The sequence below is a fragment of the Paracoccus shandongensis genome (genome assembly GCF_017315735.1).
In the GTDB taxonomy this organism is placed as follows: Bacteria; Pseudomonadota; Alphaproteobacteria; order Rhodobacterales; family Rhodobacteraceae; genus Paracoccus; species Paracoccus shandongensis.
Genome location: NZ_JAFLRK010000012.1, coordinates 53,813 through 76,745, shown reverse-complemented (window position 1 = coordinate 76,745; position 22,933 = coordinate 53,813). Strand labels below are relative to the sequence as shown.

21 protein-coding genes and 3 pseudogenes are annotated in these 22,933 nt (G+C 69.4%); 8 read left to right on the top strand and 16 right to left on the bottom strand.

Annotated features, from left to right (window positions below):
* Nucleotides 1-3 precede the first annotated feature (3 nt).
* The 4 genes from JX613_RS10085 to JX613_RS10070 form a co-directional block, all read right to left on the bottom strand.
* Nucleotides 4-1,878 (bottom strand): bifunctional sugar phosphate isomerase/epimerase/4-hydroxyphenylpyruvate dioxygenase family protein, encoded by a 1,875-nt coding sequence (locus tag JX613_RS10085; RefSeq protein WP_207101328.1) that lies wholly within the window; start codon nucleotides 1,876-1,878, stop codon nucleotides 4-6.
* Nucleotides 1,879-1,983: 105 nt separating this feature from the next.
* Nucleotides 1,984-3,186 (bottom strand): 3-oxoadipyl-CoA thiolase, encoded by a 1,203-nt coding sequence (pcaF, locus tag JX613_RS10080; RefSeq protein WP_207101327.1) that lies wholly within the window; start codon nucleotides 3,184-3,186, stop codon nucleotides 1,984-1,986.
* A gap of 1 nt (nucleotide 3,187) precedes the next feature.
* Nucleotides 3,188-3,859 carry a 3-oxoacid CoA-transferase subunit B gene (locus JX613_RS10075; RefSeq protein ID WP_207101326.1) on the bottom strand — a complete coding sequence of 224 codons (672 nt, stop codon included), beginning with the start codon at nucleotides 3,857-3,859 and terminating at the stop codon, nucleotides 3,188-3,190.
* Nucleotides 3,856-4,590 carry a 3-oxoacid CoA-transferase subunit A gene (locus JX613_RS10070; protein WP_207101325.1) on the bottom strand — a complete coding sequence of 245 codons (735 nt, stop codon included), beginning with the start codon at nucleotides 4,588-4,590 and terminating at the stop codon, nucleotides 3,856-3,858. Before JX613_RS10070 ends, JX613_RS10075 begins: the two co-directional genes overlap by 4 nt.
* Before the next feature lie 104 nt (nucleotides 4,591-4,694).
* Here JX613_RS10070 and JX613_RS10065 point away from each other — a divergent pair, with 104 nt between their 5' ends.
* The gene (locus JX613_RS10065) at nucleotides 4,695-5,453 is read left to right on the top strand and encodes an IclR family transcriptional regulator domain-containing protein (RefSeq protein WP_207101324.1); all 759 of its coding nucleotides are present in this window, start codon (nucleotides 4,695-4,697) and stop codon (nucleotides 5,451-5,453) included.
* Nucleotides 5,454-5,456: 3 nt separating this feature from the next.
* A pseudogene (locus JX613_RS20395) lies at nucleotides 5,457-5,615 on the top strand (creatininase); the annotation flags it as partial.
* A 75-nt stretch (nucleotides 5,616-5,690) separates the two neighbouring features.
* On the opposite strand, the gene JX613_RS10060 reads toward JX613_RS20395, so the two are convergent.
* The 7 genes from JX613_RS10060 to JX613_RS10030 form a co-directional block, all read right to left on the bottom strand.
* Complete coding sequence (locus tag JX613_RS10060; RefSeq protein ID WP_207101323.1) at nucleotides 5,691-6,164, bottom strand: 6,7-dimethyl-8-ribityllumazine synthase; 474 nt, start codon at nucleotides 6,162-6,164, stop codon at nucleotides 5,691-5,693.
* Nucleotides 6,165-6,167: 3 nt separating this feature from the next.
* Entirely contained in the window at nucleotides 6,168-7,283 is a 1,116-nt protein-coding gene (gene ribB / locus JX613_RS10055) for a 3,4-dihydroxy-2-butanone-4-phosphate synthase (protein WP_207101322.1), read from the bottom strand.
* A 103-nt stretch (nucleotides 7,284-7,386) separates the two neighbouring features.
* Nucleotides 7,387-9,060 carry an alpha-amylase family protein gene (locus JX613_RS10050; protein ID WP_207101321.1) on the bottom strand — a complete coding sequence of 558 codons (1,674 nt, stop codon included), beginning with the start codon at nucleotides 9,058-9,060 and terminating at the stop codon, nucleotides 7,387-7,389.
* 43 nt (nucleotides 9,061-9,103) lie between these two features.
* Nucleotides 9,104-9,280 (bottom strand): hypothetical protein, encoded by a 177-nt coding sequence (locus tag JX613_RS10045; RefSeq protein WP_207101320.1) that lies wholly within the window; start codon nucleotides 9,278-9,280, stop codon nucleotides 9,104-9,106.
* Nucleotides 9,281-9,334: 54 nt separating this feature from the next.
* A complete protein-coding gene (locus JX613_RS10040; RefSeq protein WP_207101319.1) occupies nucleotides 9,335-9,655 on the bottom strand; it encodes a hypothetical protein in 321 nt (106 codons plus the stop codon).
* The gene (ctaD, locus tag JX613_RS10035) at nucleotides 9,652-12,132 is read right to left on the bottom strand and encodes a cytochrome c oxidase subunit I (RefSeq protein ID WP_207101350.1); all 2,481 of its coding nucleotides are present in this window, start codon (nucleotides 12,130-12,132) and stop codon (nucleotides 9,652-9,654) included. The genes JX613_RS10040 and ctaD overlap by 4 nt, the downstream gene beginning before the upstream one ends.
* 14 nt (nucleotides 12,133-12,146) lie before the next feature.
* On the bottom strand, nucleotides 12,147-12,791 hold the full coding sequence (locus tag JX613_RS10030; protein WP_237168488.1) for a cytochrome c oxidase subunit II: 645 nt from the start codon (nucleotides 12,789-12,791) through the stop codon (nucleotides 12,147-12,149).
* A gap of 45 nt (nucleotides 12,792-12,836) precedes the next feature.
* Between JX613_RS10030 and JX613_RS10025 the strand changes: the two genes are divergently transcribed.
* Nucleotides 12,837-13,388: a DUF2231 domain-containing protein gene (locus JX613_RS10025; protein ID WP_237168487.1), complete on the top strand. Its 552-nt coding sequence runs from the start codon at nucleotides 12,837-12,839 to the stop codon at nucleotides 13,386-13,388.
* On the opposite strand, the gene JX613_RS10020 is transcribed toward JX613_RS10025, so the two are convergent.
* Nucleotides 13,358-13,870, bottom strand: coding sequence for a CopD family protein (locus tag JX613_RS10020; RefSeq protein WP_207101317.1), 513 nt, complete (start codon nucleotides 13,868-13,870; stop codon nucleotides 13,358-13,360). The two genes, JX613_RS10025 and JX613_RS10020, sit on opposite strands and share 31 nt — an antisense overlap.
* On the bottom strand, nucleotides 13,867-14,592 hold the full coding sequence (locus JX613_RS10015; RefSeq protein WP_207101316.1) for a cytochrome c oxidase assembly protein: 726 nt from the start codon (nucleotides 14,590-14,592) through the stop codon (nucleotides 13,867-13,869). The genes JX613_RS10020 and JX613_RS10015 overlap by 4 nt, the downstream gene beginning before the upstream one ends.
* 207 nt (nucleotides 14,593-14,799) lie before the next feature.
* Between JX613_RS10015 and JX613_RS19890 the strand changes: the two are divergent.
* The 3 genes and pseudogenes from JX613_RS19890 to JX613_RS19875 form a co-directional block, all read left to right on the top strand.
* Nucleotides 14,800-15,183 (top strand): annotated as a pseudogene (locus tag JX613_RS19890) (alpha-amylase family glycosyl hydrolase); the annotation flags it as partial.
* Between the two features lie 22 nt (nucleotides 15,184-15,205).
* Nucleotides 15,206-16,189 (top strand): annotated as a pseudogene (locus tag JX613_RS20390) (alpha-amylase family glycosyl hydrolase).
* Nucleotides 16,186-16,443 (top strand): DUF3459 domain-containing protein, encoded by a 258-nt coding sequence (locus JX613_RS19875; RefSeq protein WP_237168486.1) that lies wholly within the window; start codon nucleotides 16,186-16,188, stop codon nucleotides 16,441-16,443. The pseudogene JX613_RS20390 and the gene JX613_RS19875 overlap by 4 nt, the downstream one beginning before the upstream one ends.
* A gap of 18 nt (nucleotides 16,444-16,461) precedes the next feature.
* Here JX613_RS19875 and JX613_RS10005 read toward each other — a convergent pair whose 3' ends face one another.
* Nucleotides 16,462-18,030 (bottom strand): DHA2 family efflux MFS transporter permease subunit, encoded by a 1,569-nt coding sequence (locus JX613_RS10005; protein ID WP_207101315.1) that lies wholly within the window; start codon nucleotides 18,028-18,030, stop codon nucleotides 16,462-16,464.
* Complete coding sequence (locus JX613_RS10000; protein ID WP_207101314.1) at nucleotides 18,030-19,154, bottom strand: HlyD family secretion protein; 1,125 nt, start codon at nucleotides 19,152-19,154, stop codon at nucleotides 18,030-18,032. The genes JX613_RS10005 and JX613_RS10000 overlap by 1 nt, the downstream gene beginning before the upstream one ends.
* 117 nt (nucleotides 19,155-19,271) lie before the next feature.
* On the opposite strand from JX613_RS10000, the gene JX613_RS09995 reads away from it, so the two are divergent.
* Nucleotides 19,272-19,940 (top strand): TetR/AcrR family transcriptional regulator, encoded by a 669-nt coding sequence (locus JX613_RS09995; RefSeq protein ID WP_207101313.1) that lies wholly within the window; start codon nucleotides 19,272-19,274, stop codon nucleotides 19,938-19,940.
* 5 nt (nucleotides 19,941-19,945) lie between these two features.
* On the opposite strand, the gene JX613_RS09990 is transcribed toward JX613_RS09995, so the two are convergent.
* Entirely contained in the window at nucleotides 19,946-20,851 is a 906-nt protein-coding gene (locus JX613_RS09990; RefSeq protein ID WP_207101312.1) for a LysR substrate-binding domain-containing protein, read from the bottom strand.
* Between the two features lie 91 nt (nucleotides 20,852-20,942).
* Here JX613_RS09990 and JX613_RS09985 point away from each other — a divergent pair, with 91 nt between their 5' ends.
* Nucleotides 20,943-22,907 (top strand): oxidoreductase, encoded by a 1,965-nt coding sequence (locus tag JX613_RS09985; protein ID WP_207101311.1) that lies wholly within the window; start codon nucleotides 20,943-20,945, stop codon nucleotides 22,905-22,907.
* The last annotated feature ends 26 nt before the right edge of the window (nucleotides 22,908-22,933 follow it).

Below are 22,933 nucleotides of genomic sequence, written 5' to 3'. Positions count from 1 at the left end.
TCGCTACCGCGCGGGCATTCCGGCGGGGCGTTCGCTGCGTTTCTGTGCGGCGATGCGGAAGGGGGCGTTGGGCGCGCCGTAGCCGCCGTAAGCGCCGTTCCTCTGCACGATCTCCAGGAACAGTCCGCCCGGCTGCGCCTCGCTGTAGAACTGGAAGAACTGGCCGCCCGGCTCCTCGTCATACATGATGTTCAGCGCCTGCATCCGGCGGCGCAGCGCGGGATCGAGGCCAAAGCGGGCTTCCACGTCGTCGTAATAGTTGGCGCCGATCTTCAGCACCGGAAAGCCGCGTTCGGCCATGGCGGCGGCGGTGGCGAAAATGTCGTCCGTGCGGAAGGCCAGGTGCTGCACGGACGACCCGAAGGTATCCTCGATGAACCGGCCCGCCAGCGTGCGCCGCGATTCCGCGCCGTTCAGCGTGACGCGCAAGTTCCCCGCGCGGATCGCCTGGCTGCGCACCAGGCCGTCGGGATCGACCACGTCCAGCATCGGCGATTTGTCCGCCGCGAAGATCGAGGTGTAGAACAGCGACCAACTGAGCATCTCGTCATAGGCCATGGTCTGCGCGATATGGTCCACGCCGGTCAGCCCTGCGCCCGGCTGGACCGGCTGGTCCACGGTGAAGTCTACGTCCCACAGGCTGACCGCGCCGCCTTGCAGGAAGCGCAGCGCGCTGCCGCCCACGCCGCGGATGCCGGGGATCGACAGTTCCCCCGGCCCGTGCAGTTCGGCGTGGCCCGGCGCGTCCAGGAAGGTCGCGCGCGTGACCGCGCCCTGCGGGTCGGGGACCGTCAGCCCCACCTCGGACACGCCGGTGCCATGGCTGAGCCAGGCGGCATGCGCATAGCCCGAGGGTTCGGAGTTCACCAGCAGGTTCGCCCCGCCCTGCCGCCACAGGCGCACCTGCTTGGACCGATGCCGCCCCACCGGCGCAAACCCGGCCGAGGCCAGGAACCCTTCCAGCCGGCCCGCATCCTCGGGACTGGTGGCGAATTCCACGAACTCGACCCCCTCCACCGCGACGGGGCCGGGGAAGTCGGGCAGGACGGCGGGCAGTTGCGGCTCAGTGCGGCGCACGGCGTCCATCAGGTGGACCAGCGACCGGTGCCCGTCCTGCGCCACCAGCCGGGGCATTCCGCGCCGGAACTGGTCGTTGAAAATCTCCAGGCTGATCGGGCCGGTGTATCCCGCAGCCATCACCGCGCGCATGAAGCCGGTCACGTCCAGGTCGCCCTCGCCCGGCATGTTGCGGAAATGGCGCGACCAATACAGCAGGTCCATCTCGATCGCGGGGGCGTCGGCCAGCTGCACGAAGAAGATCTTGTCGCCGGGAATGCGCCGGATCGTGTCGGGGTCGATGCGGCGGGCCAGCGTGTGAAAGCTGTCCAGAATCAGCCCGATATTCGGATGATCGGCGCGGCGCACGATTTCCCAGGCGTCGCGGTGGTCGTTGACATGGCGGCCCCAGCACAGCGCCTCGTATCCCACGCGGATGCCGCGCTGCGCGGCGATGTCCCCCAGTTCCGCCAGGTCGTCGGCGGCGCGGCTGATGCCGCCCATCGCCGCCGGGTGGGTGGACGAACAGAACAGCACCAGATCGGTGCCCAGTTCCGCCATCAGGTCGAACTTGCGTTCCGCGCGGGCAAAGGCGCGGCTGCGCAGGGGTTCGGGCAGCCCCTCAAAGTCGCGGAAGGGCTGGAACAGCGCGATTTCCAGCCCGTGGTCGCGCACCATCCGGCCCACGTCGCGCGGGGTGTGGTCAGAGGCGACGAAATCCTGCTCGAAGATCTCGATGGCGTCGAATTTCGCGGCCTGCGCGGCAGCCAGTTTCTCGGCGAACTTGCCGGGCAGGGACACGGTAGCGATGCAGGATTTCATGGGCGGGTCCAGACAGGCAGTTTCACCCATAATGCCTGCATCGGCATGACAGGCAAGGACCGATCCGGCCAGGACATTAACAGGATGTTAATCGCCCCCGGCGGGTCACACCCGTTCCAGCGCCACCGCGATCCCCTGCCCCACGCCGATGCACATGGTGGACAGCGACCGCCTGCCGCCCGTGCGCGCCAGTTCTAGCGCCGCCGTGCCGGTGATGCGCGCGCCCGACATGCCCAGAGGATGCCCAAGTGCGATGGCCCCGCCATTGGGGTTCACGCGCGGGTCGTCGTTGGCGATCCCGAGGTCGCGCAGGGTGGCGAGGCCCTGGGACGCAAAGGCCTCGTTCAACTCGATCACGTCGAAATCGGCGGGGGTCAGCCCAAGCCGCGCCATCAGCTTTTTGGACGCAGGCGCCGGGCCAAAGCCCATGATGCGCGGGGCAACGCCCGCCACTGCCCCGCCCAGCACGCGGGCAATGGGCGTCAGCCCGTGCCGCCGGGCCGCGTCTTCCGAGGCCAGGATCAGCGCCGCCGCCCCGTCGTTCACGCCCGAGGCATTGCCCGCCGTGACCGAACCCCCCTTGCGGAACGGCGCCTTCAGCGCGGCCAGGGCCTCGGGCGTCGTTTCGCGCGGATGCTCGTCGCGGTCCACGATCTTGGGGTCGCCCTTGCGCTGCGGGATTTCCACGGGGGTGATTTCCACCGCCAGCCGCCCGTTGGCCTGGGCCGCCGCGGCCTTTTGCTGGGACCGCAGCGCGAAGGCGTCCTGGTCTTCGCGGCTGATGGAAAAATCTTCCGCGACATTCTCGGCCGTTTCGGGCATCGAGTCGACGCCGTATTGCGCCTCCATCAAGGGGTTCACGAAGCGCCAGCCGATGGTGGTGTCGTAAACGGCATTGCTGCGGCTGAAGGCGCTTTCCGCCTTGGGCATCACGAAGGGCGCGCGCGACATGGATTCCACGCCGCCCGCGATCATCAGCTCGGCCTCTCCGGCCTTGATGGCGCGGGCGGCCTGGATCACCGCGTCCATGCCCGACCCGCAAAGCCGGTTGATGGTGGTGCCGCCCACCTCGACCGGCAGGCCCGCCAGCAAGGACGACATGCGGGCCACGTTGCGGTTGTCCTCTCCCGCCTGGTTGGCGCAGCCGAAGATCACGTCATCGACGGCCTGCCAGTCCACGCCCGCGTTGCGCGCCATCAGCGCCCGCAGGGGCACCGCGCCCAGGTCGTCGGCGCGCACCATCGCCAGCGCGCCCCCGAAGCGGCCGATGGGCGTGCGGATGTAATCGCAGATGAAAACGTCGGGCATGTCACACCTCGGGGCAGGTCAGGTCGGCCACGGCACCGTCCAGATGCAGCGGCGCGCCGGTCAGGGATTGCAGGTCGTCCAGGGACAGCGCGGCCAGCTTCTCGCGCAGCACGAAGCAGCCATCCACGATGTCCACCACCGCCAGGCTGGTATAAACGCGGGTCACGCAACCCACCCCTGTCAGCGGCAGGGTGCAGGCGGCGACCAGCTTCGGCTTGCCGTCCTTGGTGACGTGATCGGTGATGACCGCCACGCGTTTCGCGCCATGGACCAGATCCATCGCGCCTCCCACGGCGGGCACGCCCTTGGGGCCGGTGGACCAGTTCGCCAGGTCGCCGTTCTGGGCCACCTGATAGGCGCCCAGGATCGCCACGTCCAGATGCCCGCCGCGCACCATGGCAAAGCTGTCGGCGTGGTGGAAGAAGGCGGTGCCGGGCTTGATCGTCACGGCCTTCTTGCCCGCGTTGATCAGATCCCAGTCCTCCTGGCCGGGCGCAGGGGCCTCGCCAAAGCCCAGGATGCCGTTTTCCGTGTGGAACACCGCCTGCCGGCCCTCGGGCTGGAAGCGGGCCACCATCTCGGGGAAGCCGATCCCAAGGTTCACATAGGCCCCATCCTGGATGTCCTGGGCGGCGCGCCAGGCGATCTGGGCGTTCGTCAGCTTGGCGGTCATGCCGTCACCTCGGGGTAATAAGCGTTCGCACGGTTGAGATCCTCTTCCTGCGCGGGGTTGGGAACCTCGACGATGCAATCCACGAAGATGCCGGGGGTGACGACCGCCTCGGGGTCGATGCCGCCGGGCTCAACGGCGCGGCTGACCTGCGCGACCGTGCGCGCCGCCGCCATCGCCATGATCGGCGCGAAGTTCCGCGCGGCCATGCGGTAGGTCAGGTTGCCCAGGTGGTCGCCGGTTTCCGCCTTGATCAGCGCCACGTCGGCCTTGAGCCAGCGTTCCTGCACATAGGACCGCCCGTCGAATTCCGCGACCGGCTTGCCCTTGGCCAGGTCCGTGCCGAACCCGGTCGGCGTGTAGAAGGCCGGGATCCCCGCCCCGCCCGCGCGGATGCGTTCGGCCAGCGTGCCCTGCGGGACCAGTTCCAGGTCGATCTCTCCGGCCAGATAGCGTTCGGTGAACACGCGCGGATCGGCGGACCGGGGGAAGGAACAGACCATCTTCGCGACCATGCCCTGTTCGATCATCGCGGCGATGCCGACATGGCCGTTGCCCGCGTTGTTGTTGATGACCGTCAGGTTTTTCGGGCTGCCGGTCGCCCGGTATCGGTCGATCAGCGCATGGATCAGTTCGATCGGGGCGCCCGATCCGCCAAAGCCGCCGATCATCACGGTCATGCCGTCCTCGATCCCCGCCACGGCGGCGGCGAGGCTGGATATCCTCTTGTCCATCAAGACCCTCCTGTGCCCGGCAGGGATAGGCCAGCCGGGGGGTTGCCGTAAACCGCCGTTGTGCGCTATGGTGCATTTGTTACCATATCGCACAAAAGGCGCGGATGATCACCGAACGCGACATGATGGGCGGGCTGGCCAAGGGCCTTGCGGTGATCGAGACCTTCACCGCCGACCGCCCCCGCCAGTCCATTTCCCAGGTTTCGGCGGCGTCCGGGCTGGACCGCGCCACCGCGCGGCGTTGCCTGCTGACGCTGGCCCATCACGGCTATGCCGATTACGACGGCAAGTTCTTCACCCTGACCCCCCGCGTGCTGCGGCTTGGCACGGCCTGCCTGGCGACCATGCCCCTGCCGCAGATCGTGCAGCCCTTCCTGGACCGCCTGTCCGAGGAGATCGGGCAAAGCTCGTCCGCCTCGATGCTGGACGGGGCCGAGATCGTCTATGTCGCCCGCGCGGCGCAGCGCAGGCTGATGGCGATTTCGCTGATGCCGGGGTCGCGCCTGCCCGCCTATTGCACCTCCATGGGCCGCGTCCTGCTGGCCGCCCTGCCCGAGGACGAGGCCCGCGCCCGCCTGGGCCAAGGCCCCCTGCCCGCCCGCACCCCCCTGACCCGCACCGCCCTGGCCGAGATCCTGGCCGAACTGGCCCAAGTCCGCAGGCAGGGTTTTGCCATGATCGACCAGGAGGTCGAGATGGGCCTGTGTTCCGTCGCCGTGCCCTTGCTGAACGCGCGCGGCAGGGTCGTGGCCGCCCTGAATGTCGGCTATCCCGCCATGGCCGACGGGGCCGACCAGGTCCGCGCCCGCTATCTTCCCGCGCTGCTGTCGGTCCAGCAGGCCGTGCGGCCGATGCTGGGCTAGCCGCTGGCGCAAACAAGTGTCGATGCGGCGCTGTTCACGCCATGCCACTGCATCAACCATCACTCGGGCTGGCTTGCCTGTCGTTCGGACGGAAATGCGGCATGGTCATCAACCGACCGCGCCGCGACCACGATCAGCCCGGGCATCGACGGCGGCCAGCCTGACGGTGCCGGACACCCGGATGCAGAACGAAGGCCTTGCGGACCTGCCCCTGGTGATCGGCAAGCCTTCGGCCGCTTACACCCGATCCCACCGGCGCTTCAGCGCGATCAGGTGCAGCGCCGCCGCCGCCGCGCCGCCGCCCTTGTTCTGGCCCTGGGGGTCGGCGCGGACCTCGGCCTGGGCAAGGTTCTCGACCGTGAGGATGCCGTTGCCGATGCAATGGCCCTGCAACCCCAGAAGCGTCAGCCCGCGAGAGCTGTCGTTGCAGACCGTGTCGTAATGCGTCGTCTCGCCCCGGACCACGCAGCCAAGCGCCACATAGCCGTCATACAGATCGCGGCGGGCCGCAAGCGCGATGGCGGTAGGAATTTCCAGCGCGCCGGGCACCTCGGCCAGGTCCGCCTCGCCGCCTGCGGACTGGATGACGGCGCGGGCCCCGGTGACCAGGCCTTCGGCGATCTGGCGGTAATAGGGCGACACCACGATCAGCAGGCGCGCGCCCTGGATGCGGGGCCGCGGCAGGTGGTGATGGTCGATGCTGGCGGCCATGGCTTATCCCTGGATCGGACGGGTGGAATGGATGGACAGGCCATAGGCGTCAAGGCCGATCACGCGCACGGGCGCGGAATTGGTCAGCAGCACCAGTTCCGACAGCCCCAGCGAGTACAGGATCTGCGCCCCCAACCCGTATTGCCGCAGGACGTGGGACGACACCTCGTCCTGGCGGGGCAGGCGGGGCGCGATGTCGCGGAACAGCACGACCACGCCCCGGCCCTCGTCGGCGATCATGCGCATCGCCTGGCCCAGGGTGCCGGCGTTTTCCCGCCCGATGCCCAGAACGTCGTGCAGCGGATCCAGGACATGCATCCGCACCGGGACGGGGCCGGGGGCCGCCAGGTCGCCCTTGGTCAGCACGATATGTTCGGCGCCCGTGATCTCGTCGGCGAAAAGGCGCATGGTCCAGTCGCCGCCATGGACCGACTGGACGGCCCTCTGGCCGCGCTCGGCGATCAGGTTGTCGTGGCGGCGGCGATAGGCGATCAGGTCGCTGATGGTGCCGATCTTCAGCCCGTGCCGTTGGGCAAAGACCACCAGGTCGGGCAGGCGCGCCATGGTGCCGTCGTCGTTCATGATCTCGCAGATCACGCCCGAGGGGTTCAGCCCCGCCAGACGCGCCACGTCCACCGCGGCCTCGGTATGGCCAGCGCGCACCAGCACGCCGCCTTCGCGGGCGCGCAGGGGAAAGATGTGGCCGGGCGTCGCGATGTCGGCCGCGCCCTTGGCCGGGTCGATCGCCACCGCCACGGTATGCGCGCGGTCCTGGGCGGAAATCCCGGTGGTCACGCCCTCGCGCGCCTCGATCGACATGGTGAAGGCGGTCTCGTGCCGGCTGGAGTTCTTGGGCGACAGCAGCGGCAGGCCAAGCGCGTCGATGCGCGCGCCGGTCAGCGACAGGCAGATCAGCCCGCGCCCATGGGTCGCCATGAAGTTGATGACGGCGGGCGTGGCCATCTGGGCGGGGATGACCAGGTCGCCCTCGTTCTCGCGGTCCTCGTGATCGACCAGGATGAACATGCGGCCCTGGCGGGCCTCGTCGATGATCTCCTCGGTGGGGGAAATCGCGTCGGACCAGTTGCGCTCGCCGGGGTCCAGGGGGGTGTCGGGCATCCGCCGCTCCTGCATGGAAGGGGGCCGGGGGGATGTCCGGCCTGATCGGTTTTTCCCTATTACACCTCTCGCCGGGAATCGAGTGCGGATCGCCGCCATGACCTCAGGGCGCGTTGATGACCTCGGCCTGGGGATGGGCGCGCAGCCACAGCACGCCATGCGCGGGCAGGTCGATGGCCAGGGTACCGTCGCGGGCCTGGCGCACGGTGCCCTGCCCCAGGATGGGCGTCAGGGAACCAAAGGAGCGACCGCCGTCGGGCTTGCATTCGGACCGGCAGGGCCGCTTGCCCAGGTTGTGCAGCAGCAGGACGGTCCGCTTGCCCCAGTCATGGCGCAGCGCCAGGATCGCGGCATCCGGGAAGGGAACGAAGCTCCATTCCCCGAAGGCGATCTCGGGCATCTCGCGGCGGCGGCGGACCAGGCGCTCCATCCAGATCAGCAGCGAGTCCGGGTCGCCTTCCTGCGCCGCGACGTTGATCGCGGACGGGCCCCATTTGCGGCCCGGGACCGGGGGGCGCAGCAGCTTGTCGGCGGGCGCGGTGGAAAAGCCGCCATTGGGTTCGTCGGACCATTGCATCGGGCTGCGCACGGCCAGCCTGCCGGGAATGTCCAGGTTCTCGGCCATGCCGATCTCCTCGCCGTAGAACAGGACGGGCGCGCCGGGCAGGGCGAAGACAAGGCTGTAGGCCAGCCGGAGATGGGCGGCGTCCCCTTTCAGCATGGCGGGAAGGCGGCGGCGCAGCCCGCGTCCGAACAGCCGCATGTCCTTGTCGGGGCCGAAGGCGCGGAACACCTCTTGCCGCTCGGCCTCGGTCAGCTTGTCCAGGGACCATTCGTCGTGGTTGCGGGCGAAATGCGCCCAGCCGTCGTCGGGATGCAGCCTGGGCATGGCCCGCAGCCCGTGGACCAGCGGCCCCGCATCCTCGCGCACCAGGGCCAGGGCAAGCGCCTGGTTCATGTTGAAGTCCAGGCACATGTTCAGCTCTCCCCCGCCATCGTCGCCGTAGAAGCGGCGCACGTCCTGGTAGGGCAGGTTCACCTCGCCCAGCAGCAGGGCGTCGCCGCAGCGGCGCATGATGAAGCGGCGCAGGTCGCGCAGCCAGTCGTGGGGGTCCAGTTCCGGCGCGTCCAGGCCCTTGGTTTCCAGCAGGAAGGGCACGGCATCGACGCGAAAGCCCGACAGGCCAAGCTGCAGCCAGAAGCCGACGATCCTGTGGATCTCGTCGCGGACCTGGGGATTGCCGATGTTGAGGTCGGGCTGGTGGCGGTAAAAGCGGTGCAGGTAATACTGGCCGGTTTCCTCGTGCCATTCCCAGTTGCTGGTCTCCTTGTCGGGAAAGACAAGGTCGTCGGGCGCGCCCGGCGGGATCTCGTCGCGCCACACATACCAGTCGCGGAAGGCCGAGGTCCGGTCGGATGCCGCCGCCTGGAACCAGGGATGCCGGTCCGAGGTGTGGTTGACCACCAGATCCGCGATCACCCGGATGCCGCGGTCCCGCGCCGTGCGCAGAAAGACCGCCAGATCGCCCAGCGTGCCAAGGCGCGGATCGACGCTGTAATAATCCGTGACATCATAGCCGTCGTCCCGGTTCGCCGTGGGATAGAAGGGCATCAGCCAGATGCAGGTCACGCCCAGGCCGGCCAGGTGGTCGATGCGCTGCGTCAGGCCGACGAAATCGCCGATGCCGTCCCCATTGCCGTCCTGGAACGTCTCGACATCCAGGCAATAGATGACGGCGTTCTTCCACCAGACATCGCCCGTGCGGCTGATATCCATGCAGGCTCCTTCTATTTTCGTGCGGGCGGGACGGCCCCGGGCGCTATTGCGAACCCGTCAGGCGCTTCTGGAACTGGTCGGCGCTCAGCCGTTCGATGCCAAGGCGTTCCAGCGCCTCGACGACGATCTGGGACGGGGTCTTGCCTGCCTCGCCCGCTGCGATGTCCAGGCCGCGGCGAAGATCGTCGGGCAGGTCGATGGGGGGTGATGCGCTTTCCATGCGGATGGTTCCCTGGCCTTCGCGGTATCAACAGCGCCGGGGGCTGCGGGTTCCCTAGAGGCAGAGCGAGGTGGCGACGACGGGCACCAGGCTCCACACCGTGGCGACCAGCGCCACGCCCGCCAGGATCGCGGCGGTCCGCTGCACCCAGGGCAGGGCCGAGGCGAAGCGCGGCAAGCGCAACCCGGCCAGCAGGGCGAGTTGCAGCGCGATGGCCAGCGCCCCGGCCGCGACCAGCGCGGCGCGGCCCTGGCCCAGGGTCAGCCCCGCCCCGGTCCAGCGGTCGGAACAGACCACCCCTTCCAGGCCGTAAACCGCGCTGAAGGCCGCGATCCAGACCGTCAGCGGCAGGGACAGGCGCAGGATGTCGCTCATGCCAGCCACCCAGGCAGCCAGGCCGCGCCAAGTCCCAGGATGGCGGTCAGCGCGGCATAGTCGATCCACAGCCGCACCACGCGCGCATCCCCGAACCGCCGGGCCGAGACATAGCCCGCGCGGATGCGGGCCATCAGGAACAGCACCATCAGCCCCGCGACCCCGGCGTGAAAGACGACATAGCCCGCGATCACCCACAGCGTCGCGTCATAGGCATGGGCGTCATGGGTCGTGCCGCCGAACACGGTCCAGGCGGCCGCGCCCAGGGCGGCCAGCCCGGCCAGGCTGGCCCCCAGGCGGATCCACGGCACCCCCGCCTTGCGGATCGCGCGGTCGGCCAGGCGGATCCCGGCGCAGGCCAGGACCACCCCGCCCGCCGCCAGGACCGGGCCCAAACCGCCGGGTTCCAGGATCGCGGGCGGCGGCCAGTTGGGGGCGACCGTCCACAGGAAGGCATAGCCGAACAGCAGCGACCCGAACAGCACCCCGTCGGCCAGCAGCAGGAACAGCGATCCCCACCAGCCGGGGGGACAGGGAACCTCGGTATGGGGCGGCAGGGACACCCCCCGGCCCGCGTCCAGCAGCCCCTCGTCCCGGCGCGAGCCGCCCTGCCAGGCCCAGCACATCGCCAGCGCCGTCACCCCCAGGGCCGAGGCCAGCATCAGCCCATACCATTTCCACACCGGCGCCATGAACATGACGCTGGTGACGACCGCCATGGCAAAGGGGATGATCGAGTTTTGGGGAAAGACGGCGATGAACTCGGGCTCGGCCCGGGCCACGCTGACGGCCAGCGTTTCGCGCCGGTTGCGGACGGGGTTGCCCAGAAAGCCCTCGCCGCGCGCGATCTGGACGGGCAGGCCGGGGTTGTCGTGCAGCGGATAGCGGCTGGCCACCACGGGGATCGAGGCGACGTTGTAGGCGGGCCCCGGGATCGGCGTCGCCCATTCCAGCGTGCCCGCGTTCCACGGGTTGCGCCGCCCGCGCACCGCGACAAAGGCGTTCACCGCCACGTCCAGGATCACCAGCGCGAAGCCGATCGCCAGCACGAAGCCGCTGATTGATGCCAGCAGGTTGATCCCCTCCCACCCTGAACCGGCCTCGATGCTGTCGATGCGCCGCCGCATTCCCAGAAGCCCCGCCCAATGCAGCAGCAGGAAGGTTCCATGGAACCCCGCCATGACCAGCCAGAAGGCCACCTCGCCCATGCGGAAGAACCGCTTGCGCCCGGTCAGGACCGGCAGCCAGTAATAGACAGCCGCGATCATCGGAAAGACATAGCCGCCGATCAGGACGTAATGCAGGTGCGCCACCACGAAATAGGTGTCGTGCGCCTGCCAGTCGAAGGGCACCATGGCGACCATCACGCCCGTCAGCCCGCCCATCACGAAGGTCACGAAAAACCCCAGGATCCACAGCATCGGCAGGTGCAGTTCGGGCCGGCCCTTCCACAGCGTGCCGATCCAGGCGAAGATCTGCACCCCCGTCGGCACCGCCACCAGGGTAGACACGGCCGAGAAGAAGGCCAGGCCCATATGCGGGATGCCGGTGGTGAACATGTGATGCACCCACAGCCCGAAGCTGAGGACGGCCAGGGATATCGCCGCCGCCACCACCCAGCCGTAACCCAAAAGCGTGGTGCGCGCCATGACCGGCAGGATCATGGAAATGACGCCCGCCGCGGGCAGGAAGATGATATAGACCTCGGGGTGGCCGAACAGCCAGAACAGGTGCTGCCACAGCAGGCTGTCGCCGCCGTGTTCGGCCTGGAAGAAGGGCATGTCGAAGGCGCGTTCCAGTTCCAGGATCAGGGATCCCAGGATCATCGGCGGAAAGGCCGTCAGGATCATCACCGCCACGACCAGCATGTACCAGGCGAAGATCGGCAGCCGGTCCAGCGTCATGCCGACTGCGCGATAGCGCAGCACGGTCACCACCACCTCGACCGCCGCACCGATGGCCGAGATCTCGATGAAGCTGATGCCCAGAAGCCAGATGTCGGTGTTGATGCCGGGCGAGAAGGCGGAGGACGACAGCGGCGGATACATGAACCAGCCGCCGTCCGGCGCGACCCCCGCGACCAGCGCCAGGATCATGATGGTGGCGCCGATCATGTAACACCAGAAGCCATAGGAACTGAGCCGGGGAAAGGCCAGGTCGCGCGTGCCCAGCATCCCCGGCAGCAGAAAGACGGTCAGCGCCTCGAAAAAGGGGATGGCGAACAGGAACATCATGATGGTCCCGTGCATCGTGAAGATCTGGTTGTAGACCTCGGGGCCCATGAAGACTGAGCGGGGCGATGCCAGCTGCGCCCGGATCAGCATCGCCAGGATCCCGCCCGCCAGGAACATGCCGGTGGCGCCCAGGATGAACATGGTGCCGATGTCGTTGTTGTTGACGGTCGTGAACCTGCCCTTCCAGCCGGGATCGTTCTTCCAGATCGGATGCAGCGCCTTGTGCAGCCGCAGCGCGGTCAGACGGGGTTTGTCGGTCACGGCGTCTCCCCTGCCAGAAAGGCGTCCCAGGCGGCCGCGTCATGGGCGACCACGGTGAAATGGTGGCGGCGGTATCCCGGGCCGTTGAATTCCGCGCCAAGGCCCGCGTATTCGCCCGGCGCCCAGGCCTGGATGCGCAGCACGTTCACATGGCCCGGGATCGCGTCCAGCTTGCCCGCCAGGCGCGGCACCCAGAAGCTGTGGATCACGTCGGCGCTGGTGATGCGCACATCGACGGGGCGGCCCGCGGGGATGTGCAGCGCCCCCTCGGTCACGCGGCCGGGCGCGTCGGGATAGGTGAAGCGCCAGGCCCATTGCCGGCCCTGGGCCTCGACCGCGACCACGCCGGGACCGGGGCGCGGCAGCAGCCTTTCGCCGATCCACAACCCCCAGGCGGTGAGCGCGGCCAGAACGGTCATCGTGAAGCCCAGGCCAAGGCCCTTGATCCAGACCGCCTCGCCCCGGCTGTCCCCGGCGGACGGCCCGCCCCCCCGGCGGAAGGCCAGCGCCAGCAGCACCAGCACCAGCACCAGGATCGCCGCCGCGCCCGCCAACATCACCCACCACAGGGTCGCGATGAGGGCGGCGGCGGGCCCGGCGGGGTGGAGGGCGGACAGCCGGTCCTCGCAACCCGCCAGCATCAGCGGCGTTGTGCCCCCGATGACCATCCTGGAAAGGACGCGCCGATGACCGGGGACAAGACGCGGGGCAAGCAGGAAACCGACGATCCGCCGGGCGCGGGCAAGGAGGGCCAGTTCGAGGATCCGGTGGCCGGCCTGCCGGGCTTTCACCAGACCTCGTCCCTGGTGGCCATCGCGGGCCACCCCCTGCACGCGATGAGCGTGGCCTTCCCGGTCGCGCTGACCTTCTGCACCTTCGGGGCCGACCTGTTCTATTGGTGGACGGGCGACGCCTTCTGGGCGCGGGCCGCGCTGTGGGCCGGGGGCATGGCCTTCCTGATCGGGGTCGCGGCGGCGTTTACCGGAACGCTGGAACTGCTGTTCGTGCCGGGCATCCGCGCGCGCGCCGCCGCCTGGACCCATGCCGGGATCGCGGTCGTGCTGCTGTCGATCCTGGGGGCGAACTGGGGCTACAGGCTTTACGGGTTCGAGGACGCGGTGCTGCCTTACGGCATCCTGCTGTCGGGTTTCAGCGTGGTCATGGTGGGCGCGACCGGGTGGCATGGCGGCAGGCTGGTCTTCGACTATCATCTGGGCACCTCGGACACCGGCAGCTGACGGCCCAGGGGCTCGGCCAGCCAGCCGGGGATCGGGATGCCGCCCAGCGGGGGCTTCAGCAGGACCAGGACCAGGACGGCCAGCACGGGCACCAGCAGGACCAGCAGCGGCACCAGCGGGCGCGGCGTGCGGTGGTGTCCGTCGCTTTCGCCCACCTGGACGATGTGGTGGCCGATCCAGGCGTGAAAGCCGATCAGCAGGGCCACGAAGACCAGCTTGGCGAACATCCAGGGGACAAAGACCTCTCGCAAGAAGATCAGCCAGGTTCCGGCGACGATGGCCGTCACGGCGGCGGGCGTGACGACCCAGACATAGCTGATGTGGGACGCCAGCCGGATCCGGGTGAAATCGGCCTGCCCGATGGCCGGGTCGTGGCGCGACAGCATGACCGGCAGGCCGAACAGGCCCCCCACCCACAGCGCCAGCGCGATCACGTGCAGCGCCTTCAGATGCGGGATGACCGGATCCAGCCAGGGGATCATGGGGCGGGGGCCTGCAACTGCCGCCAGCCCCGCCGCGCCACCCATGCGCCCAGGACGGCATAGGGGATGCCCGCCGGAACCCACATGACGATGCCGCCCAACTGCTGGTCCGACAGCGGCGTGAAGCCCCAGGCCAGCGGCGCCTGCTGGTGGATGGCATAAAGCGCCTCGGGCGCGAATGTCAGCAGCGCCCCCAGAAGGCCCATCTGCATATAGGCCCCCAGGATCAGCAGCCCCGCCTGCCCCACCGGCTGTCCCGGCGCCAGCACCGCCCGCCAGAAGGCGGTGGCGGATGCCAGCAGCGTCGCCTGCATGATCCAGTAGAGGCCCTTGTTCGCCATCGCCGCGTCATAGGCCTGCGGCAGGTGCCAGGCCCACAGCACCCCCGTCGCCACCACGAACAAGGGCGCGGCGGCACGCGGCCTGCGCGCGGGCCAGGCCAGCGCGACCAGCGGCGCGGCAACGGCCACCAGCAGCAGGTGATGGACCACCCGCGCGGAAAACAGCGCCGCCGACAGCGCGCACAGCGGCGAGACAAAGGCCACCGCCAGCACCAGCGCCGCCGCAGCCCCCGGCCGGGACCGGCCCGGCACCAGCGCCAATCCCGCCAGGGCGGCCAGCAGCAGCGGATCGAGGTTCCAGCGCATCCAGATCGCGCCCGGATCGGGGGCGGGACCGCAGTAAAGGCCCGCAAGATCCATGACCGGCGCGCCGGGGATCATGCCGCAGCTCTCGCTTCAGGGGGACATGGCCCGTCCTCCCGCTGCCGGGCGAAGCTGGTGCCGGGGCCGCTGTTCTTGCTCATCGGATCCTTTCCACGGGGACGCTTGTATCGGCAACACGGGCGGCGGCGACGGGTTCCGGCGCGCGCCGGAACAAGCGCCGCGAAACCCCCGTTCCCCTTTCCGGGCTGCCGCGAGGAAGACAGCATGACGCGACAAACGCCGTGGTGGCAGGACCGCACCGTCTATCAGATCTATCCGCGCAGTTTTGCCGATGCGGATGGCGACGGGGTGGGCGACATCCCCGGCATCATCGACCGGCTGGACCACCTGGCGGATCTGGGCATCGGGCTGATCTGGCTGTCGCCGGTCTATCGCTCGCCCATGGCGGACAACGGCTATGACATCTCGGATTACCGGGACATCGCGCCGGAATATGGCACGCTGGCGGATTTCGACCGGCTGGTGGCCGAGGCCCGCCGCCGCGACATCGGCATCATCATGGACCTGGTGGTGAACCATTCGTCCGACCGGCATCCCTGGTTTCTTCAGGCAAAGCAGGACCGCGCCTCGCCGTTCCACGACTTCTACCATTGGCGGGATCCTGCGCCGGATGGAGGACCGCCCGACGACCGGCGCGCCTCTTTTCGGCGGCCCGGCCTGGACCTATCACCCCGGGGTGGGGCGCTATGTCTTCACCCTGTTTTCCCCGCAGCAGCCGGATCTGAACTGGCAGAACCCGGCGCTGCGCCGGGCGGTTTACGACATGATGCGCTGGTGGCTGGACCGGGGCGTGCGCGGTTTCCGCATGGACGTGATCGACCTGATCGGCAAGGACATCGACCGCGACCTGATCGCCGAGGGCCCATGCCTGCACGGCTTCCTGCAGGAAATGCACCGCGAGGTGCTGGCTGGCCGCGACGTGGTGACGGTGGGCGAAAGCTGGAACGTCACCACGGACAGCGCGCTGCTTTACTGCGGGCGCGGCCGGGGGAACTGGACATGCTGTTCCAGTTCCAGCACATCGTCGCTGGCTGGGACAAGGTCCATGGCAAGTGGCGCCCCCATCCGCTGGATCTGGTGGGTTTCAAGAAGGTCTGGACCGACTGGCAACGGGCGCTGGAGGGGGACGGCTGGAACGCGCTGTTTCTGAACAACCACGACCTGCCCCGGTCGGTGTCGCGCTATGGCGACGCGGTGGCGGGAACGGTCGGCCAAGGCGCTGGCGACCGCCATCCACCTGATGCGCGGCACCCCCTTCGTCTTTCAGGGCGAGGAGATCGGCATGACCAACGCGGGCTTCACCGCCATCGCCCAATACCGCGACATCGAGCTGATCACCATGCACCGCGAGATGCTGGCCCAGGGCCTGCCCGAGCATGAGTTCCTGGAGGGCGCGGGCATCACCGCGCGCGACAACGCCCGCACGCCGATGCAATGGGACGCGTCACCCGGCGCGGGTTTTACCACGGGCACCCCCTGGATCGCGATCAACCCGAACCATGCCGACATAAACGTCGCCGCGCAGCGCGACGACCCGCAATCGGTGCTGGCGCATTACCGCCGCCTGATCGCGCTGCGCAAGCGCCACGCGTGATCGTGCAGGGCCGCTTCGTCCCCTGGCTGGAGGATCATCCCCGGATCTGGGCCTATGCGCGCGAATGGGGCGGCCAGCGCCTGTCGGTGCTGTGCAATATCTCCTCCGATCCCGCCCGGGCCGAGGTGCCGCCGGGCCTTGCGGTCAGCGGCGCCTGCCTGATCGGCACGGCAAAGCCCCGCCCGTCCGTGCCGCCCGGACCCATCACGCTTGAGCCTTGGGAAGCGGTGGCCGTCCTGGGCAATCCGGGCTGACGCGCCGCAGCTTGGCGTTCAGTGCCCGCCGCCCCCGGCCGCCCTGGCGGGGGGCTTCATCGCCAGCGCCATCAGCGCCAGCCCGGCGAACAGCGCCGTCAGCAGGATGAACACGTCGATGAAGGACATGATCACCGCCTGCCCCGCCACCTTCCCGGCCATCTGCGCCAGCGCGCCCTCGGGCGGCAGGCCATGGCTGGCGAGGTTCTGGCGCATCATCTCAAGCTGGTCCAGCGCCTGAGGATTGGACCAGGTGACGGCTTCGTCCAGCCGCGCGGTGTGCAGGGCGCGGCGGTCGGTCAGCACCGTGTTGATCATCGCCAGCCCGACCGCGCCGCCCAGGTTGCGCATCAGGTTGTAAAGCCCGGACGCGCCCTTCATCTTGGCGGGCGGCAGCGTGCCAAGCGCCAGGTTGTTGATCGGCACCATGCAGATCATCAAGGACAGGCCGCGCAGGATCTGGGGCAGCAGCAGTTCGTTGAAATCCCAGTCGGCGGTCATGCCGGTCAGCATCCAGGACGACGCGCCAAAGCCCAAAAACCCGCACAGCAGCATCAGCCGCAGGTCCATCCTGGACGACAAGATCCCCGCCAAGGGGGCCGAGACGAACATCGCCAGGCCCGACACGAAGACCGTCTCGCCGGTCATCAGGCTGTCGTAACCCCGCACCGCCGACAGATAGAGCGGGTAAAGATAGGTCATCCCGTAAAGGCCGATCCCCATCACGAAGGAAAAGACCGACCCCACCGCGAAGTTCGTGTCGGCAAAGGCGGACAGATCGACCAGCGGCTCGTCGCGGGTGAAGGCGCGCCAGAAGGTGACGATGCCGCCCGCGACCATCACGACAAACAGCGCCGCCACGACCTCGTCCTGGAACCAGTCGTTCGACGGGCCTTCCTCCAGCACGAATTCCATCGCGCCCAGAAAGGCCGCCAGCGCCACCAGCCCGGTCCAGTCGAACCGGCCGAACAGCGTCCATTCCGGCTTGTCGAAATCGACCAGCGCCAGCACGCCCAGCGTGACGGCGATCCCGGCGGGGACGTTGACCAGGAACAGCCAGTGCCAGGACAGCGCATGGCTGAGATAACCGCCCACGGTCGGCCCCACCGTGGGCGCCAGCGTCGCCACCAGCCCGATCAGGGGCGAGACGACATTGCGTTTCGCGGGCGGAAAGATCGTGAAGGCGGCGGCAAAAACCGACGGGATCATGCCGCCGCCCAGGAAGCCCTGGACGCCGCGCCACAGGATCATCTCGTTGATGGATGACGAGGTGGCGCACAGGAACGAGGCCGCCGTGAACCCCGCCGCCGAGATGGCGAAAAGATAGCGCGTGGACATCATCCGGGCCAGGAAGCCCGACAGCGGGATCATCACCACCTCGGCGATCAGATACGAGGTCTGCACCCACGAGATTTCGTCGGACGACGCGCCCAGTCCGGCCTGGATTTCCGGCAGCGACGCCGAGACGATCTGGATGTCCAGGATCGCCATGAACATGCCGAAGACCATGATGAAGAAGGCAGCGATCCGGCGCGGCGTCAGTTCGGGGACGGCGGCATGTCCGGCGTCGGGCGCGGGGGCGGCCATCAGTCGGCCGCGCCCGTGGTCTCATGGGGGCCGGTGCGGGTGTCGATGGCAACCTCGACCGACAGGCCCGCGCGCAGGCCGGGCGTGCCCTCGGGCAGGGCGATGCGCACGGGCACGCGCTGCACGATCTTGGTGAAGTTGCCGGTGGCGTTTTCCGCTGGCAGCAGCGAGAAGACCGCCCCGGTGGCGGGCGCGACCGACACCACGCGGCCCTCGATCTCGTGGCCCTCCAGGGCGTCGACGGACAGGCGGGCGGTCTGGCCCGGGCGGATTTCGGCCAGTTGGGTTTCCTTCAGGTTGGCCTCGACATAAAGGCCCCGGTCGGGAACCACCGCCGCCAGCCGGGCGCCCGCGCTGACCAGCTCGCCCCCCTTGATGGCGATGTTGGCGACCGTGCCGTCGAAGGGCGCGCGCAGGGTGGTGAAGTCCAGGTCGCGTTGCACCTGCGCCACGGCCAGTTCCAGTTCGCGCCGGGTCGCGGCGGCCTCGGCCCGCTGCGCCTTCAGCACCTCGACCTGGGCCGTCGCGCCGGTGATGGCGGCCTGGGCGGCGTTGCGGTTGGCCTCGGCGGTCGCCAGGGCCTCGTTGGCGTCGTCCAGGTCGGCCTGGGATGTCACGCGCCGCGCCGCAAGCCCCCGGGCGCGCTCGGCCGAGGTGCGGGCGGCGATCAGCACCGCCTCGGATGCGGCAAGCTGCGCCTCGGCCTGCACGACGGTGCTTTCGGCGGCGGCCACCTGCGCGTCGATCCGCGCCAGGGTGGTGGACAGTTCCGCCAGCCGGGCCTGCGCCTGGTCCAGCGCGATGCGGTAATCGCCGTCGTCGATCCGCAGCAGCACGTCGCCCGCCCTGACATGCTGGTTGGCGGCAACAGGAATCTCGGCGACATAGCCGGTGATCTTGGCCGAGATCAGCGACAGATCCGCTTGGACATAGGCATCATCGGTGGTGACCAGGAAGCGCCCCTCGCTCCACCATTGCCAGCCTTCATAGCCGCCCGCCAGCAGCGCGGCCAGCGCCAGGCCGCCCAGGATCCGCTTCTTGCGGCCCTTGGGGGCGGGCGGCTGCGCGCCGGGTGCAGGCGTTGCGACGGGCTGATCCGCCTCGGGACGTTCATGACGGGACATCGAGAGTTCACCTGCGCTGACGGGATATCGAACCACCCGGTTCGAGAGGCGAAAATAACCCCCCACGCGGAAAGTTTCAATATTCCATCGAACCACCCGGTTCGATAAAATCGCGCCATGACCGACAGCCCCGACGCCCCCGCCTGCCCCCTGCCGCGCCGCCATGCCGCGGGCGCCGATCCCCGCAAGCGCGACCAGATCCTCGCCGGGGCCTGGCACGAGTTCATGGCCAAGGGCTTTGACGCCGCCACCATGCAGGGGATCTGCCGCGCGGCGGGCGTGTCCAAGGGCACGCTTTATGTCTATTTCCACGACAAGGAGGATCTGTTCGTGGCCCTTGTCGAACACCGCCGCGCCCAGATCGCCCGGCAGCTTGGCGCGGCCCTGTCCGTCCCCGGCGGGATCGAGGCGCGCCTGACCGCCTATGCCGCCGCCCTGATCCGGATGCAGACCTCGCCCGATGTCCTGCGGGCGCAGCGGATCGTGGTCGCCATGGCCGAACGGATGCCCGACCTTGCCCGCCGCTTCTACGACGCCGGGGCGCGGCAGGTGCTGGGCGGCCTTGGCCGCTGGCTGACCGAGGCCGAGGCCGAGGGGCTGTTGCGCATCCCCGACCCCGAGCGCGCCGCCCACCAGTTCGTCGAGCTGGCGACGGCGGGCGTCTGGCGGCAATGCCTGTTCGGCATCCGCAGCAAGGCCCCCGACCCGGCCGAGATCGACGCCCTGGCGGCGGATGCCGTGCGGGTCTTCATGGCGGCCCATCGCGCGCCCGCCCCCGGCACCTGACGGGGTCAGGGGACGCCCAGATCCTCGGCCATCCGCGCGGCCAGCCAATCGCAGATCCGGGGGATCACCGGGCGCAGGGGGCGCGAGCGGGGGGAAATCAGCGAATGGGTGCGCCTGGTGCGGATCGCGGCATCGGATGCCCGGACCAGCCCGCCTTCGCGCAAGGCGCGCGACACCACGCTGACCCAGCCAAGGGCAATCCCCTCGCCATTGGCGGCGGCCTGCAGGGCCACGGAATAATCCGAAAAGCTGTGCCAGTCGCCCGCCTCGCCCGGACGGCAGCCCGCCAGCCTGCGCCAATGGTCGCCATGCGCCCCGTCCAGCGTCAGGAAGACATGGCGGGCGGGATCGCCGTCCAGCGTCCCCCGTTCCGCCAGATAGGCCGGGGCGCAGACCGGCAGGATGATTTCGGGCGCCAGCGGCCAGGCGTGAAAGCGCGGGTCGCCGGGGGCGATGATGCGGGTGGCGATGTCGGCTGCGGGCGGCACCTCGCCCAGCATCCCCTGGGCCAGATCCAGCCGCAGCTCGACCGCCGGGAAGGCGGCCTTGAAGTCGCGCAGGCGCGGCAGCAGCCAATGAGTCGCGAAAGAGCTGGAAAAGGACAGCATCACCTGGGTCCGCTGCCTGCCCTGCACCCTGCCTTGCGCCGCGCCGATGGCCTGGCCGATGGTCCCGAAGCCCTCGGTCACGGCGGCGAACAGGCGCTGCCCGTCGCGGGTCAGGCCGATCCCCAAGGGGCTGCGGTCGAACAGGCGCAGGCCCAGGTCGGCCTCCAATTGCGCGATGGCCCGGCTGACCGAGGGTTGGGTCACGTTGAATTCCCGCGCGGCGGCGGAAAAGCTGCCCGTGCGGGCGGCGGCCTCGAAGACGAACAGGGTGCGGGGGGCGGCCAGGCGCAGCGGCGGGGTCATGCGCCCAGCGTATAGCCCCCGTGCGAATTATCAAGCTTCCTTGCGGGCCGGGCCGGGCGCAGATTTGGCGCGACAGAACAGGACCGTTTCCATGCAGATGACCGCCCCGCGCACCGCCGATCCGCTGCTGGCCCCCTTCCGGTTGAAGGGGCTGGTGCTGCGGAACCGCATCGTCAGCACCAGCCATGCCTCGATGCTGGACGACGGGGGCGTGCCGGGCGAACGATACGCGGCCTATCACGAGGAAAAGGCGCGGGGCGGCGTCGGGATGACGATGATCGGCGGGTCGGCCATGGTGTCGCGCGATTCAAGCTGGGGCGGGGGGCAGCTGAACCTGGCCGATGACGCGGTGATCCCGCATCTGGCGGCGATGGCGGACCGCATCCACGGCCATGGCGCGGCGATCATGTGCCAGATCTCGCATCTGGGGCGGCGGGCCACCGCGCTTGGCGGGGCCTGGCTGCCCGCCATCGCGCCGTCCCGTGTGCGCGAGACGCGGACCCGCAGCTTTCCCAGGGAAATGGACCGGGACGACATCGACCGGGTGATCGCGGATTTCGCGGCGGCCGCGCGGCGCTGCAAGGACGCGGGCCTGGACGGCATCCAGACACTGACCGGCGGGCACCTGATCGGCCAGTTCCTGTCGCCGCGCACCAACCGGCGCACGGACGGCTTTGGGGGGTCGGTCGCGAACCGCGCCCGCTTCGCGCTGATGGCGCACGAGGCGATCCGGCGCGCCGTGGGCGACGGTTTCGTGGTGGGCATCCGCTATGTCGTGGACGAAGGCGGCACGGACGGCCTGAACGCCGACGAGGCACTGGAAATCGCGTTGATGCTGCAATCCGAGGGTCATATCGACCTGTTCGACTGCATCTATGGCCGGATGGACAGCGACCTGCTGCTGACCGAGGACAACATGCCCGGCATGTTCCAGCCGCAGGCCCCCTATCTGGCTCAGGTCAAGGCGTTCCGCCAGGCGGTCTCGTTGCCGGTGCTGCACGCGGGCGGCATCCGCGACGTGGCGACGGCGCGGCATGTGCTGAAGGGCGGCATCGCCGATCTGGTCGGCATGACCCGCGCCCAGATCGCCGACCCGCATCTGGTGGCCAAGATCGCGGCGGGGCAGGAAGACCGCATCCGCCCCTGCGTCGGCGCGTCCTATTGCCTCTACCGCAAGGCCCATTGCGTCCATAACCCTGCGACCGCGCGGGAAACCACCCTGGGCCACGCCATCCCCCCGGCCCCTGTCGCCCATCGCGCGGTCGTGGTGGGCGGCGGCCCGGCGGGGATGGAGGCCGCCCGCGTCCTGGCCGAACGCGGCCACCGCGTGACCCTGATCGAGGCCGCCCCGCGCCTTGGCGGGCAGATCCTGGTGGCGGCGCAGGCCCCGGGCCGCCGCGACCTGCGGGGCATCATCGACTGGCGGGGGGCGGAACTGGACCGGCTGGGGGTCGAGGTGCGGCTGAACTGTTGGGCCGAACCCGCCGATATCCTGGCCGAGTCCCCCGACATCGTGATCGTCGCCACCGGCGGCATCCCGGATCTCGACTGGCTGGAGGGTGCCGAGCATTGCCACAGCACCTGGGATCTGCTGACGGGCGAGGTTCCGCCGCAGGCCGACGTGCTGGTCTATGACGGCACCGGGCGGCAGGCGGCACCCTCCTGTGCGCTGAAGCTGGCAGGGGAGGGGCGGGCCGTCACCTTCGTCACGCCGGATGCGGTGCCAGCGGTCGAGATGCCCTATCAGGACGCCACCAGCTTTCGGAAGCGCTTCTATGGGGCGGGCATCGCCACCCTGACCGACCACGCGCTGATCCGGGTCGAGCGGGCGGGCAACCGCCTGCACGCCACCTTCCGCAACGAGATGACGGGGGCGGAACGCAGCCTGGACACTGCGCAGGTGGTGGTCGAACACGGCACCCTGCCGCTGGACGATCTGTTCACCGCCTTGCGCGGCCAGCCGGGTTTTACCCTGCACCGGATCGGCGATGCGACTGCCAGCCGCGACCTGCACGCCTCGATCCTGGACGCATACCGGTTGTGCCTGGGGTTGTAGGGTGGGGTTTTACCCCACCGCGTCCC

Excerpts from the sequence above, each read along its gene's own strand:
- JX613_RS10085 (WP_207101328.1), bottom strand. The coding sequence starts at position 1,878 with ATGAAATCCTGCATCGCTACCGTGTCCCTGCCCGGCAAGTTCGCCGAG.
- pcaF (WP_207101327.1), bottom strand. The coding sequence starts at position 3,186 with ATGCCCGACGTTTTCATCTGCGATTACATCCGCACGCCCATCGGCCGC.
- JX613_RS10075 (WP_207101326.1), bottom strand. The coding sequence starts at position 3,859 with ATGACCGCCAAGCTGACGAACGCCCAGATCGCCTGGCGCGCCGCCCAG.
- JX613_RS10070 (WP_207101325.1), bottom strand. The coding sequence starts at position 4,590 with ATGGACAAGAGGATATCCAGCCTCGCCGCCGCCGTGGCGGGGATCGAG.
- JX613_RS10065 (WP_207101324.1), top strand. The coding sequence starts at position 4,695 with ATGATCACCGAACGCGACATGATGGGCGGGCTGGCCAAGGGCCTTGCG.
- JX613_RS10060 (WP_207101323.1), bottom strand. The coding sequence starts at position 6,164 with ATGGCCGCCAGCATCGACCATCACCACCTGCCGCGGCCCCGCATCCAG.
- ribB (WP_207101322.1), bottom strand. The coding sequence starts at position 7,283 with ATGCCCGACACCCCCCTGGACCCCGGCGAGCGCAACTGGTCCGACGCG.
- JX613_RS10050 (WP_207101321.1), bottom strand. The coding sequence starts at position 9,060 with ATGGATATCAGCCGCACGGGCGATGTCTGGTGGAAGAACGCCGTCATC.
- JX613_RS10045 (WP_207101320.1), bottom strand. The coding sequence starts at position 9,280 with ATGGAAAGCGCATCACCCCCCATCGACCTGCCCGACGATCTTCGCCGC.
- JX613_RS10040 (WP_207101319.1), bottom strand. The coding sequence starts at position 9,655 with ATGAGCGACATCCTGCGCCTGTCCCTGCCGCTGACGGTCTGGATCGCG.
- JX613_RS10030 (WP_237168488.1), bottom strand. The coding sequence starts at position 12,791 with ATGCTGGCGGGTTGCGAGGACCGGCTGTCCGCCCTCCACCCCGCCGGG.
- JX613_RS10025 (WP_237168487.1), top strand. The coding sequence starts at position 12,837 with ATGACCGGGGACAAGACGCGGGGCAAGCAGGAAACCGACGATCCGCCG.
- JX613_RS10020 (WP_207101317.1), bottom strand. The coding sequence starts at position 13,870 with ATGATCCCCTGGCTGGATCCGGTCATCCCGCATCTGAAGGCGCTGCAC.
- JX613_RS10015 (WP_207101316.1), bottom strand. The coding sequence starts at position 14,592 with ATGATCCCCGGCGCGCCGGTCATGGATCTTGCGGGCCTTTACTGCGGT.
- JX613_RS10005 (WP_207101315.1), bottom strand. The coding sequence starts at position 18,030 with ATGGCCGCCCCCGCGCCCGACGCCGGACATGCCGCCGTCCCCGAACTG.
- JX613_RS10000 (WP_207101314.1), bottom strand. The coding sequence starts at position 19,154 with ATGTCCCGTCATGAACGTCCCGAGGCGGATCAGCCCGTCGCAACGCCT.
- JX613_RS09995 (WP_207101313.1), top strand. The coding sequence starts at position 19,272 with ATGACCGACAGCCCCGACGCCCCCGCCTGCCCCCTGCCGCGCCGCCAT.
- JX613_RS09990 (WP_207101312.1), bottom strand. The coding sequence starts at position 20,851 with ATGACCCCGCCGCTGCGCCTGGCCGCCCCCCGCACCCTGTTCGTCTTC.
- JX613_RS09985 (WP_207101311.1), top strand. The coding sequence starts at position 20,943 with ATGCAGATGACCGCCCCGCGCACCGCCGATCCGCTGCTGGCCCCCTTC.